This window comes from Aestuariivirga sp. (assembly GCF_044238155.1).
In the GTDB taxonomy this organism is placed as follows: Bacteria; Pseudomonadota; Alphaproteobacteria; order Rhizobiales; family Aestuariivirgaceae; genus Aestuariivirga.
The window spans coordinates 1-13,871 of the sequence record NZ_JBIIDX010000097.1 but is presented as its reverse complement, the minus strand read 5'-3'; the positions used below and the strand labels follow the sequence as shown (position 1 = coordinate 13,871).

The 13,871-nt window shown below is 64.5% G+C and carries 12 protein-coding genes; 2 read left to right on the top strand and 10 right to left on the bottom strand.

What is annotated here, in order from left to right; translation table 11 throughout:
* Positions 1-193 precede the first annotated feature (193 nt).
* The 10 genes from ACILRN_RS11015 to ACILRN_RS10970 form a co-directional block, all read right to left on the bottom strand.
* On the bottom strand, positions 194-1,063 hold the full coding sequence (locus ACILRN_RS11015) for an ABC transporter permease (protein WP_395688262.1): 870 nt from the start codon (positions 1,061-1,063) through the stop codon (positions 194-196).
* Positions 1,064-1,067: 4 nt separating this feature from the next.
* Positions 1,068-2,147, bottom strand: coding sequence for an ABC transporter permease (locus ACILRN_RS11010; protein WP_395688259.1), 1,080 nt, complete (start codon positions 2,145-2,147; stop codon positions 1,068-1,070).
* Positions 2,131-3,666: an ABC transporter ATP-binding protein gene (locus ACILRN_RS11005; protein ID WP_395688257.1), complete on the bottom strand. Its 1,536-nt coding sequence runs from the start codon at positions 3,664-3,666 to the stop codon at positions 2,131-2,133. Before ACILRN_RS11005 ends, ACILRN_RS11010 begins: the two co-directional genes overlap by 17 nt.
* Positions 3,667-3,669: 3 nt before the next feature.
* Positions 3,670-4,578 (bottom strand): xanthine dehydrogenase accessory protein XdhC, encoded by a 909-nt coding sequence (xdhC, locus tag ACILRN_RS11000; protein ID WP_395688255.1) that lies wholly within the window; start codon positions 4,576-4,578, stop codon positions 3,670-3,672.
* A complete protein-coding gene (xdhB, locus tag ACILRN_RS10995) occupies positions 4,575-6,887 on the bottom strand; it encodes a xanthine dehydrogenase molybdopterin binding subunit (protein WP_395688253.1) in 2,313 nt (770 codons plus the stop codon). Before xdhB ends, xdhC begins: the two co-directional genes overlap by 4 nt.
* Positions 6,884-8,353 (bottom strand): xanthine dehydrogenase small subunit, encoded by a 1,470-nt coding sequence (gene xdhA / locus ACILRN_RS10990; protein ID WP_395688251.1) that lies wholly within the window; start codon positions 8,351-8,353, stop codon positions 6,884-6,886. Before xdhA ends, xdhB begins: the two co-directional genes overlap by 4 nt.
* Before the next feature lie 6 nt (positions 8,354-8,359).
* Positions 8,360-8,707: a hydroxyisourate hydrolase gene (gene uraH / locus ACILRN_RS10985; protein ID WP_395688249.1), complete on the bottom strand. Its 348-nt coding sequence runs from the start codon at positions 8,705-8,707 to the stop codon at positions 8,360-8,362.
* Positions 8,708-8,817: 110 nt separating this feature from the next.
* Positions 8,818-10,065, bottom strand: a complete 1,248-nt coding sequence (locus tag ACILRN_RS10980; RefSeq protein WP_395688247.1) for a glycerate kinase — start codon at positions 10,063-10,065, stop codon at positions 8,818-8,820.
* A 69-nt stretch (positions 10,066-10,134) separates the two neighbouring features.
* The gene (locus tag ACILRN_RS10975) at positions 10,135-10,548 is read right to left on the bottom strand and encodes a universal stress protein (RefSeq protein WP_395688245.1); all 414 of its coding nucleotides are present in this window, start codon (positions 10,546-10,548) and stop codon (positions 10,135-10,137) included.
* Positions 10,549-10,642: 94 nt separating this feature from the next.
* Positions 10,643-11,635 carry a neutral zinc metallopeptidase gene (locus tag ACILRN_RS10970; protein ID WP_395688243.1) on the bottom strand — a complete coding sequence of 331 codons (993 nt, stop codon included), beginning with the start codon at positions 11,633-11,635 and terminating at the stop codon, positions 10,643-10,645.
* Positions 11,636-11,750: 115 nt separating this feature from the next.
* On the opposite strand from ACILRN_RS10970, the gene ACILRN_RS10965 reads away from it, so the two are divergent.
* Together ACILRN_RS10965 and ACILRN_RS10960 are read left to right on the top strand one after the other, a co-directional pair.
* Positions 11,751-13,379 carry an NAD+ synthase gene (locus ACILRN_RS10965; RefSeq protein WP_395688264.1) on the top strand — a complete coding sequence of 543 codons (1,629 nt, stop codon included), beginning with the start codon at positions 11,751-11,753 and terminating at the stop codon, positions 13,377-13,379.
* Position 13,380: 1 nt separating this feature from the next.
* The coding region (locus tag ACILRN_RS10960; RefSeq protein WP_395688241.1) for a glutamate--tRNA ligase at positions 13,381-13,871 on the top strand (491 nt) is incomplete at its 3' end.

Here is a 13,871-nt window from a genome sequence, read left to right as displayed (position 1 = left end):
CGGCTTCCACCGCGAGCAGGCCCTGGTGATGCTGGAAGGTCCAGCCGAAGTCCTCGATCGGGCCGACATAGACCCAGCAGGCCTTGGTCTTGGCCTCCGCCGAGGTCATGGCGGCCGCGAGGCCGAACACAGCGGCCGCAGCCGACAAGAGCAGTTTCTTCATGTTTGACGTCTCCTTTTTCAGTCGTATTTCTCAACGGTCAGGCACAAACGGCTGGCCCAGGGAGGCCGGCGTATTTTTTCTCATCATCATCCGGTTGCCGGAGATGATCACGAGAACCACAATGGTGACGATATAGGGCAGCGAAGACAAGAACTGCGATGGGATTCCCCAAGCTTTTGTTTGGACCAGGAAGGCCAGGATCGAGATTGTGCCGAAAAGATAGGCACCGAGCAGCGTCCGCCAGGGCAGCCAGGAGGCGAAAACCACCAGCGCCAGCGCGATCCAGCCGCGGCCCGAGGTCATGTTCTCGATCCATTGCGGGGTGTAGACCAGCGACAGATAGCCGCCGCCCAGCCCCGCGCAGGCGCCGCCGAACAGCACGCAGAGATAACGGACGGCAATGACATTATAGCCCAGCGCATGGGCCGAGGCGTGGCTGTCGCCCACCGCCCGGATGATCAGGCCGGCCTTGGTGCGGAACAGCATGTACGAAACGCCCCAGGTGAGCGCCACGGCGAACGGAATGAGCGGGTCGATGCCGGCGAAGCTCGGCAGTTTGACGCCGGGCTGGCCGACGAAGGCCTCGCCGATCTGGCCCGAAAGGCCAAGTCCCAGCAGCGTGAGCGCCAGACCGGTGGCCACCTGGTTCGAAACGAGCGTGAGGGTCAGAAAGGCGAAGAGCAGCGACATCGCCATGCCCGCCGCAACGGCGGCCAGGAGCCCGAGCCAGGGCGAACCGGTCCACAGCGCCGCCCCGAAGCCCATGACCGCGCCCATGATCATCATGCCCTCCACGCCCAGGTTCAAAACGCCGGAGCGCTCCACCACAAGCTCGCCGATCGCCGCGAACAGAAGCGGTGTCGCCGCGGTGAGGATGATGAAGATAACACTCGGATCCATGGCCCTACCCCGCCGTCCGCGCCGCCGGCTGGCGGGTGGATTCGAAGCGCACGCGATAGAGGATCAAGGTGTCGCAGGCGAGCAGGAAGAACAGCAGGATGCCCTGGAACACCTTGGCGATCTTATCGGAAATGCCGAGCACCACTTGCACGTTTTCTCCGCCCATGAAGCTCAGCGCCAGCAGCAGGCCGGCGACAATGGCGCCCAGCGGGTTCAACCGGCCGAGGAAGGCGACAATGATCGCGACGAAGCCGTAGTTCGGCGCGTAAGGCGTCTGGAGCTGGCCGGAAAGGCCCATCACGTCACAGGCGCCGGCGAGCCCGGCCAGCGCGCCGCTCAGCAGAAAGCAGAACATCACCGCCCCGGCCCCGGAGAACCCGGCGAAGCGTCCGGCCCGCGGCGCGGCGCCCTGCACCTTGAGCTCGAAGCCTCTCAGCATGCGCGACATCATCAGGAACAGGGCGAATGCCGCAATGAGCGCGAACAGCGCGCCGAGATGGATCTCGCCCCAGCGCGGCAGCAGCTGCCAGCCATCGAAATTCACGGTCTTGGGGAAGTTGAAGCCCTGCGGGTCACGCCACGGCCCGCGCACCAGCCAGTCGAAGATATACTGCGCCACATAGACCAGCATCAGCGAGGTAAGGATCTCGTTGGCGCTGAAGCGGGTCTTGAGGAATGCCGGAATTGCCGCCCAGGCCATGCCGCCGATGACACCCAGCGCCAGCATCACCACCATTACTTCGGGCGTCTGCCAGCCGGTGAAAAAGACCGGGATCATGCCAGCGAGCAGCGCACCGATAACGAACTGCCCTTCAGCGCCGATGTTCCACACATTGGCCGAATAGCTGACCGCCAGCCCAGCGCCGATCAGCACGAGCGGGGTCGCCTTCACGATCAGCTGCTCGCGGGCCCAGTCCTGGGTGAGCGGCTCGACGAAATAGATGTAGAGCGCCTCGAACGGGTCAAGGCCACGCAGGGCGAAGATCATTCCACCCGCAATCACCGTGAGCGTGAGCGCTATGATGGGCGAGAGTAGCGCCATGCCGGCCGAGCGCTCGGGGCGCTTTTCAAGCACCAGCCGCATGGGCGTGCTCCTTCGCTTCATGCGCGCCGGCCATCAGGAGGCCGATCTTTTCGGCGGTCAGATCGCCCGCGGCATAGGCCTCCGACAATTCGCCGCGCGAGATGACGGCGATGCGGCCGGCGATCTCGAAAATCTCGTCGAGGTCCTGGCTGATGACCAGCACCGCCGAGCCCTGCCGCGCCAGATCGACGATGGCCTGGCGGATGGTGGCCGAGGCGCCGGCATCAACCCCCCAGGTCGGCTGGTTCACCACCAGCAGGCCAGGCTTACGGTCCAGCTCGCGGCCGACCACGAATTTCTGCAGATTGCCGCCGGAGAGCGACCGCGCTTCCGGATCAGGCTTGCCTTTGCGCACATCGAAATCCTGGCAGACGCGCGCGCTGATGTCAGACGCGGCGGCGCTGCTCAGCCAGCCGGAGCGCACCAGCGCCGGGTCCGTGGCGTGGCGGGTCAGCACCACGTTCTGAGATAGGGTAAAGCCCGGCACCGCGCCATGGCCCAGGCGTTCCTCCGGCACGAAGGCAGCGCCCAGCGTGCGCCGGGCATTGACGCCGTCGCGGCCCACCGGCTTGCCATCGATTGCCAGCATGGCGGCGGACTCGAGCCGCCGCTCGCCCGATACCGCGTCGAAAAGCTCCGCCTGGCCGTTACCGGCCACCCCGGCGATCGCCACCACTTCGCCGGCCCGCACATCAAGCGAGATGTTCTTGAGCGCCACCGCGAAGGGCCCGTCGGCGGGAAGCCGCAGGCCATCGAGCCTGAGGCGCGGCAACCCGGCGGCGCCGCGTTCGGCGGCCCGCACCACATGAATGTCGCCACCCACCATGAGCCGCGCGAGACTGGCCGCCGTCTCCTGCGTGGGATCGACATTGGCCACCACCTTGCCATGGCGCAGGATGGTGGCGTTGTGGCAGAGCCGCTTCACCTCCTCCAGCCGGTGGCTGATATAGATCACCGCGCAGCCCTCGGAGGCGAGGCGCTGCAGGGTGACGAACAGCTGGTTCGCCTCCTGCGGGGTCAGCACCGCGGTGGGCTCGTCCATGATCAGCAGTTTGGGCTCCTGCAGCAGGCAGCGCACGATCTCGATGCGCTGGCGCTCGCCCACCGAGAGATCGGCCACCACCGCCGTGGGCGGCAGCGGCAGGCCATAATCGCGCGAGACACTGGCGATGCGCGCCGAAAGCACATTCATGTCGAAGGCGCCGGGCATGGCGAGCGCGATGTTCTCCGCGACCGTCAGCGCCTCGAACAGCGAGAAATGCTGGAACACCATGCCGATGCCGAGTTTCCGAGCCGCCGCGGGATTGGGCACGCTCACGGGCTTGCCCATCCAGCGGAATTCGCCGGTTGTGGGCTGCAACGCGCCGTAGATCATCTTGACGAGCGTCGATTTGCCCGCCCCGTTCTCACCGAGAAAGGCGTGAATCTCACCGTGCTTCACCCGCAGCGTGACATCATCATTGGCCTTCAGCGTGCCGAAGACCTTTGTGATGTTCAGGGCTTCGAGAAGATAAGTCATGGTTCAGCCGACGATTCCCCTCTGCACCATGCCTTGGCAGGCAGGGGCTGACAATGCCTCATCAAGGGCAATCACCTGACCGGCCACAGAAATTGCGATGGCGGCCGGCAACTTGGAGCGAATACCGCCCATGCCGATGGGACAGATCATGGCATTGATCCTGGCCGGGTCCACGCCGGCCTCACGAAGGCGCCTTTCAAAGCGTGCGCGCTTGGTGGCGCTGCCGATCACCCCAACTTCCGCAATGGCGGGGTTGCGAAGCGCCGCTGCCGCAAGCTCCAGATCGAGCGCGTGCGAGTGAGTCATGATGAAGGCAAGCGCCCCGGGCCTGGCGCTGGCGACGACCTCCAGCGGATGTCCGGCAAATCCGGAGACGTTCTGTGGCATGGCAGCAGGAAAGCTCTCGCGACGCGGATCGGCCCAGATCACGTCAAAGGGCAGGGATGCAAGCGCCAGGATCAGGGCGCGCCCCACGTGACCCGCGCCAAACACCAGAACCTGGCGGTGGCAAGCCCCAAACTGTTCAACGGCGTCGATCCCGGGAATGCGGCCTGCCAGCACGAATGAACCAAGCGCCTCGCGCGCGGCATTGGCCTCGACCTCCGGCAGATACGCTGCATCAAAGCTTTCGATGGCCAGCGAGACGCGCCCGCCGCAGCACTGGCCGAGATCGGGGCCGAGCGACTGATGCATGAGCTTCACCTGACGCGGCTTGCCGAGAAGGCCCTGGGCCGCTGCAAGCGCCTTCCATTCGAGAGCACCACCGCCGATGGTGCCGTGAAAGCCCTCGGCACTGACCACCATGCGCGCGCCTGCCTCGCGCGGCGCAGAGCCCTCGGTGCGGATCACACTGACCATTGCACAGGAGCCCTGCCTGGCAATGGCCCCTGCGATGAGAGCCCAGACATTCATTCCGTCATGGCCCTGACAGCGCGCAGGATCGCCTCGGGCGTGGCCGGAGCATCGAGCGGCGGGATGCGCTGCGGCCGGAGGCTCGCGATGGCATCGAACACCGCCGTCCAGACCGAAATGCCAAGCATCAGCGGCGGCTCGCCAACCGCCTTGGAGCGGTAGATCGTGTCTTCCTTGTTGCCGCCGGACTGATGCAGCGCCACGCGGAAGTCAGCCGGCACGTCGGATGCACACGGAATCTTGTAGGTTGCCGGCGCATGGGTGCGCAGGCGGCCCTTGGCGTCATAGACAAGCTCTTCCGTGGTGAGCCAGCCCATGCCCTGCACAAATCCACCCTCAACCTGGCCTATGTCGATGCCGGGGTTGAGCGATAGGCCCACGTCATGAAGGAGATCGGCGCGAAGCAGCTTCATCTCTCCGGTCAGCGTATCGATCAGGACCTCGGAACAGGCTGCGCCATAGGCAAAATAAAAGAATGGCCGGCCTTTGGCTCTGGCCCGGTCCCAGGCGATCTTCGGCGTCGCATAGAAGCCGGTCGCGGAGAGGGAAATCCGCCCCATGTGGGCAAGACGCGCCAGTTCGCCGAAACCCACGGCACGGTTGCCGACCAGCACCTGACCGCCTAAGAAACGAATCCTGCTCTTGGGGGTCTTCCAGCGCCTGGAGGCAAAATCCGTGAGCCTGCCACGGATGATGGCCGCCGCCTGGCGCGCCGCCATGCCGTTGAGGTCGGCGCCCGAAGAGGCTGCCGTTGCCGAGGTGTTCGGCACCTTGCCAGTGGTCGTGGCAGTGATCCGGACAGCCGAGGCGTCGATCCCGAACTCTTCGGCAACCACCTGCGCCACCTTGGTGTAGAGCCCCTGCCCCATTTCGGTGCCGCCATGGTTGAGATGCACCGAACCATCGGTATAGACATGCACAAGCGCGCCAGCCTGGTTGAGATGGGTGAGTGTGAAGGAAATGCCGAACTTGACTGGCGTCAGCGACAGTCCCCTGCGAAGGATCGGGTTTTCGGCATTGAAGGCCGCAATCTCGCGGCGCCGGGCACGATAGTCAGAGGTCTTTTCGAGCCGGGCGATGATCTCGGGCGCGATGTTATCCCCGACCTTCATGCCATAGGGCGTGGTGACGCGCTTGCCGCCGTAGAGATTGATCTTCCGCACGTCGAGCGCGTCCTGCCCGGTCTCAATCGCGATTGCCTCCATCATCCGCTCGGCAAACAGCATGCCCTGCGGCCCGCCAAAACCCCGGAAGGCGGTGTTTGAGACCGTGTGGGTGCGCAGGCGGCGCGTGGCAATGCGGGCGGCGGGATAGAAATAGGCGTTGTCGGCGTGGAACATGGCCCGGTCGCAGATCGCATTGCTGAGATCGGCCGAGCAGCCGCAGCGTGCGAGCAGATCGGCATCAACACCCAGCAAGCGCCCGCGCCGGTCGAAGCCCGCCTTGTAATCAACACGGAAGTCATGGCGCTTGCCAGTCATGATCATGTCTTCATCGCGATCAAGGCGGCACTTGGCGGGGCGGCAAGTCACCTGCGCGGCGAGCGCAGCGAGGCAGGCCCACTGCGCCGCCTGGCTCTCCTTGCCGCCAAACGCCCCGCCCATGCGCCGGCACTCCACCGTGACCCGCGCGGCGGGAACATGCAGCATGTGCGAAACCAGGTGCTGCACCTCGGACGGGTGCTGGGTGGAGCAATGCACGGTCATGCCGCCATGTTCCTCAGGCACCGCCAGGCTCACCTGGCCTTCGAGATAGAAATGCTCCTGCCCGCCGATTCGGAAACTTTCCGATAGCCGGTGCGGCGCCGCCCCGACTGCCTTTGCAGCATCGCCGCGAACAAAGGCATAGGGCTCGCCCACATCCCGGGTGTCTTGAGCCAAAGCGTCCTCGATCGTGACCGCGGGCGCCTCCACAACAACCCCGATCTTCGCGAGCCTCGCTGCACGCCGGGCGGCCTCGCGCGTTTCAGCCACCACCGCGAAGACCGGCTGGCCATGATAGATGATCTCGCCATCGGCAAGAATCGGGTCGCCCCCAACCGACGGGCTGCAGTCGTTGACGCCCGGGATATCACGCGCGGTCAGCACCGCGATGACACCAGCCGCTGACCTGACCGCGGCAAGATCAAGCGCGGTGATCGTGCCGCGTGCCGCGTCGCCTGCGAATCCGGGATAGACATGCACGAGGCCTTCAGGCTCACGGATGTCATCCACGTAAACCGCGCTTCCCTGCACATGCAGTGCGGCGCTGTCATGGACCAAGGTCTTGCCGACGGTTACAGGCTTCGGACTGCGGCGCTTTGCGGTCATGAGGCCAGCACTCCGCGCGCGCCCAGAAGCCGCGTGGCCTTATGCCCCGCCAGCTCCATCAGCGCCTTGCGCAGCAGGCCCTGCACGACCTGCATGCGATAGGTCGCCGATGCGCGCATGTCCGATATTGGCGCATAGTCGGCATTCAGCCCATCGAGCGCCGCCTGCCAGTCTGCAGGGCTATCGAGCGAAACCCCGACAAGAGCTGCCTCGGCCCGTGCGGCTCGCTTCGGGGTTGCCGCCATGCCACCGCAGGCGATCCGGGCCGATGCGATGCGCCGGCCGTCGAGCCGGAACTTGAAGGCCGCCATCACAGCTGAAATATCCTGATCGAAGCGCTTGGAGATCTTGTAGGCCCGAAAGGCCTCATCCGTATTCAGCCTTGGCACGTCAATGCGCCAGACCAGCTCCCCCGGCGCACGATCCTGGCGGCCATAGGCGATGAAGAACTGCTCGAGCGGCAGCGTGCGCTCTTGATGGCCCTGGCGCAGTGTCAGCGTGGCGCCGAGGGCGATCAGCATCGGCGGCATGTCGCCGATGGGCGAGCCATTGGCAATGTTGCCGCCCACCGTGCCCGAGGCCCGCACCTGAGTCGAACCAAGCCTCGACAGCACATCACCGATGTCCGGATCAATGGCGGCGAGCGCCTCCGAGGCTTCTTCATAGGTCGCCGCAGCGCCGATCGCGACATGGTCACGGCGTTCAGCCACGGCATGCAGCGAGGTGACGCCTCCGGTCAGGATGATCTTGGGAAGGTCGCGCAGCTGCTTGGTGATCCACAGCCCGACATCGGTCGCGCCCGACACGATGACGGCATCCGGATGGCTGGCGGCCAACTGGGCAAGCGTTTCAGCCTGAGCCGGCCTGGCGATGAAACTGTCCGGCGTGCCGACGAATAGATCTGTGCCGTCATTGAGCGCTGCCAGGGTTCTTGCGGCCGCCACCGCGCCCCGCGCCCAACCGTCAGCCGCCGTGCCGGAGCAACAGGCCTCTGCTGCGGCAACGATCGGCCGGTAGCCGGTGCAGCGGCAGAGATTGCCCGCAAGATGCGAGACGATCTCCTCGCGGGTCGGTGCATGCCCGGCGTGATACAGGGCAAAGAGCGCCATGATGAAACCTGGCGTGCAGAAGCCGCACTGCGAACCATGATGGTCAACCATCGCCTGCTGCACCGGATGGAGCCGGCCATCTCGGGACAGGTCATCGACGGTGACCAACTCCTTGCCATCGAGCTGCCCGAGAAGCAGAATGCAGGCATTGACGGGCTGATAGACGACGCGGCCATCACGCAGGCTGCCCAGCGCTACCGTACAGGCGCCGCAATCACCCTCATTGCAGCCTTCCTTGGTGCCGCGCTCGCGCAGATCCAGTCTGAGGTAGTCGAGGACCGTGCGCATCGGCGGCACATCGGCCACTTCGACGACCTCACCGCGACGCAGAAAACGGATGGACGAACGCCGTGTCATTGGCTGTCAGCTTCCGCGATAGGTGGAATAGCCGTAAGGCGAAAGCAGCAGCGGCACATGATAATGCGCCGTCGCATCGGCAATGCCGAACCGAACGGGAATGACATCGAGAAAGGCTGGCTCAGGGAGCCGTGTTCCCTGGGCCCGCAGGTAATCGCCCGCATGAAAGCGCAACTCATACTGACCAGCCGCGAGACTCTCACCTTCGAGCAGCGGCGCATCGGCACGGCCATCAGGATTGGTCGTCAGGGTGCGAAGCGGGTCCGTGTCACCGAGCCGGAAAAGTTCGATCCTCAACCCGGCGGCGGGCTTGCCTGCGGCCGTGTCGAGAACATGTGTCGTGAGACGGCCCATGGTTTGCGGACTCTCCCTGTCACTTCGCCCTGCCGGGCTTCCGATGGCCCGGGAGGGCGAAGGCTAACATGTGAAACGAGTTCGCAAAAGTGGAATAAGGAGCGCAGCGATCAGCGGATCAAGATGGCACGAAAATCATTGACATTCGTGTGAGTGGGGCCAGTGACTAACTGTTTGCCCAGCCTTTCGAACAGGCTGTGGGCATCATTGTTGGCCAGAAAGGACATGGGATCGAGTCCGAGGGCGCGTGCCCGGTCGAGACTGTCAGGTCCGATCCAGGCCCCGGCGATCGGTTCCATGCCATCAATGCCGTCTGTGTCGGCAGCGAGCGCATGCATGGACTGGGAACCAGACAGCGCAATGGCCAGAGCCAGCAGGAATTCGACGTTGCGGCCACCCCGGCCCCTGCCGCGCACCGTGACGCTGGTCTCGCCGCCAGAGAGCAATAAACATGGCTTGCGGGCGGGTTCGCCACGGGCAGCGATTTCGAGCGCAATGGCGGCGTGCACCTTGGCCACATCGCGCGCCTCGCCCTCGATCCGGTCGCCGAGATAAAGCACATTGAGCCCCATCGCAGCCGCCTCGCGGCGCACAGCCGCGAATGACTGGTGCGGAGAGACAATCACGCGGGTTTCCAGGAGGGGACTGAGAATGCCTCGGTCTTCATCAGGGCTGGAAAGCCAATCGCGCACGGCCGCCGGCACCGGCACGCGATAACGCTCGAGTATGGCGCGCGCATCTGCCTTGCGGGTGGGATCGGCCACCGTCGGGCCAGAGCCGATGATGGCGGGATCATCGCCCGGCACATCCGAGAGGGCGAGCGTATGAATGCGGGCGCATCCGGCTGCCCGCGCCAGCCGCCCGCCCTTGATGGCGGAGATCTGCTTGCGCACGCAATTCAGCTCGGCAATGTTGGCTCCGCAGCCCAGCACCGCCTTCACGAGGGCAAATTTCTCGGCAATCGAAATGCCGGGCACGGGCTTCGACATCAGCGCCGACGCCCCTCCCGAAATCAACGCGATCAAAAGATCATCTGGGCCCAGCGTAGCAGCCAGCGCCAGGGCCCTGTCGGCAGCAACCAGGCTGGACTGGTCCGGCACCGGATGGCTGGCATGCATGATCTCGAGACGGCTCAGATCATGGTCATAGCCATGCGGCGCGATGACCAGGCCCTCCAGCTGACCCTGCCAGTTCGCCTCCACTGCTGCTGCCATCGGAATGGCCGCCTTGCCCGCCGCGATGACAACCGTCCGGCCCCGGGGCGGTGCGGGCAGATTGCGCGCAACCGCCATGACAGGATTGGCCGCATCGACGGCGACCGCAAACAACTTCTGCAGGATTTCGCGGTCTCCGCTCACGCCCAAGCACCCTCTGGCCCCGCCGCTATTTGCGCCAAGCCAGAGCGATGCACAAGAGCGAACCCCGCCTCAGCGGGCGATGGTCACGCTGCAGTGGGCACGGCCAGCCACATCGGCGGCGACCGACCCCAGAACGAGCCGAGAGACACCGCGCTTGTCGCCGGTGCCGACCACGATGTGATCAAACCCGTTTTCCTCTGCATAGTGCACGATGGCGGCCGATGCTTCACGGCTCCTGAGCGCCACCTCCTCGACCGCGTGCGCACCCGCCTTGCGCGCGGCAGCAGCGGCCGAATCAAGCAGCTTCTTCACCTGATCGTCTTCCCAGTGGTAGATCAGCGGGCCGCGGGCCCCGCCGTGTGCGACATTGACCGCGCAAATGGCTAGCTTCGCGCCCATCTTCGCAGCCAACTGCGCCGCCAGCTCAATGGCATGCGCGGAATGATCGGTGCCATCCGTGGCGCAGAGAATCTTCTTGCTCATCCATCCCTCCAGTGTCTGCCGTTGTCACGACGGTGGACAAGCCTTAGGCGGGAAACCAGGTCGGCACCTTGATTTTGGTCAATACCGGCTCAGCTCAGAGACTGTCCGTGCTGAAGGTGTCGCAATCGCTGAGGCTCTGCGCCTGAAGCCCGCGCTTGAACCAGCGCACCCGCTGTTCGGAACTGCCGTGGGTGAAGGATTCTGGCACCACATAGCCCTGGGAGCGGCGCTGCAATCGATCATCACCAATTGCAGACGCCGCATTGAGGCCTTCCTCGATGTCGCCATCCTCGAGGAGATTGGCAGACGCACTGGCTTCGGCAGCCCAAATTCCAGCCAGACAATCTGCCTGCAACTCCAGGCGTACCGAAAGGGCATTGCCCTCAGCCTCGGAGGATCGCATGCGTTTTGCGGCAACTGCGCTGGCGATACCGAACAGGTTCTGGACGTGATGGCCGACCTCGTGGGCGATCACATAGGCCTGGGCAAAATCGCCGGGCGCACCAAGTGAGTTCTTCATGTCCTCATAGAAACTGAGATCGATGTAGATCATCTTGTCAGGCGGACAATAGAAAGGTCCCATCGCTGACTGCGCCATGCCACAGGCCGACTGTACATCGCCATTGAACAGAACAAGCTTCGGCTTGGCGTAGGTTTCACCCAACTGCTGGAAAATGCCCGTCCACACCCGATTGCTGGACCCGAGGACGCGGGCGACGAACTCTTTGCCCGCGTCAGCCGTCTGGACATTGGCCTTGCCGGTGCCTGGCCCGGTGGAGGCGCCCTGATCGGGCGCCGTGTCGAGCCGAGTGCCGGGAATGGTGATCGAGCTGTCACTTCCGCCCCGCGGCGCTGGCCCGCCAGGCTGATTGAACTCCTGCAGCAGATCGATTCCCATCAGCTTCAGGACGAAATATAGGATGACGAGAAACACGATCGTCTTGAGACTGAAGCCACCGGCCCGCTGCCCGCCCATCGGGATGACGATACGCCGGCCGCGGCCGCCACCCGGAACGCGAAAGCCCCCGCCCTGGCCACGACGATCCTCGATGCTGTCATAGTCCGGCTTCTCATTCTCGAGGCGCATGGCAGGCAATCCCTGATTTCGGCACAGGTTATCTGACTACCCTTCTCCCGCATTGATGATGCGCCGTCAACGCCACGCAATTGAAGGCCACTCCTTGTTCCGCTACAAGACACTCATGACCGACAAGCTCATCATCGCGCTCGCCCAGGTGAACCCCACTCTGGGAGCGATCGGCGAGAATCTCGCACGGGCCCGCGAAGTGCTCTGGGAGGCGCCGGAGGCAGACCTTATCCTGTTTCCAGAACTGTTCATCTGCGGCTACCCGCCGGAAGACCTGGTGCTGCGGCCATCTTTCGTGGATGCCTGCCGCGAAGCCGTCGAATCACTGGCCCGCGACACGGCCGGCGGCCCCGCCATCCTGATCGGCCTGCCCTGGCGCGAGAATGGCAAGCTGCACAATTCAGTGGCGCTTCTGGCCAATGGCCGGATCGAGACCCTGCGCCACAAGTTCGACCTGCCCAACTATGGCGTGTTTGACGAAAAGCGCGTCTTCGACCCCGGTCCCGCGCCCGGCCCCATTGCCTTCAAGGGGGTGCGGCTTGGCGTTCCGATCTGCGAGGATATCTGGACGGCGGAAACCTGCGAGACCCTGTCGGAGACCGGGGCGGAAATCCTTCTCGTGCCAAATGGCTCACCCTTCGAACGCAACAAGGATGACGTGCGCCTGAACCTCGTCGTCGCACGCGTCACCGAGACCGGCCTGCCGATGGCCTATCTCAATCAGGTGGGTGGCCAGGACGAGCTCGTGTTCGACGGCGCGTCATTCATCATCAATGCCGACCGTTCGCTGGCCTGGCAATTGCCAATGTTCCGGGAGCAGATCGCACTCACCGAATGGCAGCGCGGGCCAGACGGCTGGCACTGCATGCCGGGCGAGATCGAGCCGCTGCCGGAAAAGGAAGAGGAAACCTGGAATGCCTGCGTTCTGGGCCTGCGCGACTATGTGCTGAAGAACAGGTTTCCCGGCGTGGTATTGGGACTGTCAGGCGGCATCGACTCAGCCGTGGTCGCGGCCATGGCGGTTGATGCGCTCGGCAAGGACAAGGTGCATTGCGTGATGCTGCCCTATGCCTACACCAGCCGCGAAAGCCTCGTAGATGCCGAGGAATGCGCCAGACTTCTGGGCGTGCGCTATGACGTGGTGCCGATCAAGCAGCCAGTCGAAGGCTTTCTCGCCGCACTCGGCCCTTTGTTCGAGGGAACGCCGCCCGGCATCACAGAAGAGAACCTCCAGTCGCGCAGCCGCGGCGTGATCCTGATGGCCATCTCCAACAAGTTTGGCTCGATGGTTCTGACAACCGGCAACAAGTCTGAGATGTCGGTGGGCTATGCAACCCTCTATGGCGACATGAACGGCGGCTACAACCCGATCAAGGATGTCTACAAGACCGAGGTCTATCGCCTGGCCAACTGGCGCAACAGGCAGGACCGGGTGATCCCGGAGCGTATCATCACCCGCGCGCCTTCGGCGGAGCTGCGCCCCGATCAGACGGATCAGGACTCGCTGCCGCCCTATGAGGTTCTCGACGTGATCCTCGAGGGTCTGGTCGAGCATGAGATGCCGGTCGCCGAGATTGTGGCCGGATCGGGCTATGACGAGGCTTTGGTGCGGCGCGTGCAGCACATGCTCTACGTGGCCGAATACAAGCGCCGGCAGGCCGCGCCCGGTGTCAAGATCACCCGGCGCAATTTCGGGCGTGACCGGCGCTACCCCATCACCAACGCCTTCCGGGACGGGCGCTGACATGACCGTCGTCCGCTTCGCGCCCTCGCCCACCGGGCGCATTCACATCGGCAATGCCCGCACCGCCATTCTCAACTGGCTGTTTGCACTCAAGTCCGGCGGCCAGTTCGTGCTGCGCTATGACGATACCGATACCGCGCGCTCCACACAGGAGTTTGCCGATGGCATCGCCGCCGATCTGGAGTGGCTCGGCATCCGTTCGCAACGCGTCGAATGGCAATCGAAACGCTTTGCCCGCTATGACGAGCTGGCCGGTGCGCTGCGCGCCTCAGGCCGCCTTTATCCCTGCTATGAAACAGCTGACGAACTCGACCGCCGCCGCAAGCGGCAGATGGCGCGCGGGGCCCCGCCTGTCTATGATCGCGCCGCCCTGAAGCTTTCCGCCGACGACAGGGCCCGCCTCGAGGCCGAGGGCCGCAAGCCTCATTGGCGCTTCCGGCTCGATGGGCGAGCCGTGGCCTGGGACGACCTGATCAGGGGGCCGCAGCACAT

Excerpts from the sequence above, each read along its gene's own strand:
- xdhC (WP_395688255.1), bottom strand. The coding sequence starts at position 4,578 with ATGAATGTCTGGGCTCTCATCGCAGGGGCCATTGCCAGGCAGGGCTCC.
- ACILRN_RS11005 (WP_395688257.1), bottom strand. The coding sequence starts at position 3,666 with ATGACTTATCTTCTCGAAGCCCTGAACATCACAAAGGTCTTCGGCACG.
- xdhB (WP_395688253.1), bottom strand. The coding sequence starts at position 6,887 with ATGACCGCAAAGCGCCGCAGTCCGAAGCCTGTAACCGTCGGCAAGACC.
- ACILRN_RS10975 (WP_395688245.1), bottom strand. The coding sequence starts at position 10,548 with ATGAGCAAGAAGATTCTCTGCGCCACGGATGGCACCGATCATTCCGCG.
- ACILRN_RS11015 (WP_395688262.1), bottom strand. The coding sequence starts at position 1,063 with ATGGATCCGAGTGTTATCTTCATCATCCTCACCGCGGCGACACCGCTT.
- xdhA (WP_395688251.1), bottom strand. The coding sequence starts at position 8,353 with ATGACACGGCGTTCGTCCATCCGTTTTCTGCGTCGCGGTGAGGTCGTC.
- ACILRN_RS10970 (WP_395688243.1), bottom strand. The coding sequence starts at position 11,635 with ATGCGCCTCGAGAATGAGAAGCCGGACTATGACAGCATCGAGGATCGT.
- ACILRN_RS11010 (WP_395688259.1), bottom strand. The coding sequence starts at position 2,147 with ATGCGGCTGGTGCTTGAAAAGCGCCCCGAGCGCTCGGCCGGCATGGCG.
- ACILRN_RS10965 (WP_395688264.1), top strand. The coding sequence starts at position 11,751 with ATGACCGACAAGCTCATCATCGCGCTCGCCCAGGTGAACCCCACTCTG.
- uraH (WP_395688249.1), bottom strand. The coding sequence starts at position 8,707 with ATGGGCCGTCTCACGACACATGTTCTCGACACGGCCGCAGGCAAGCCC.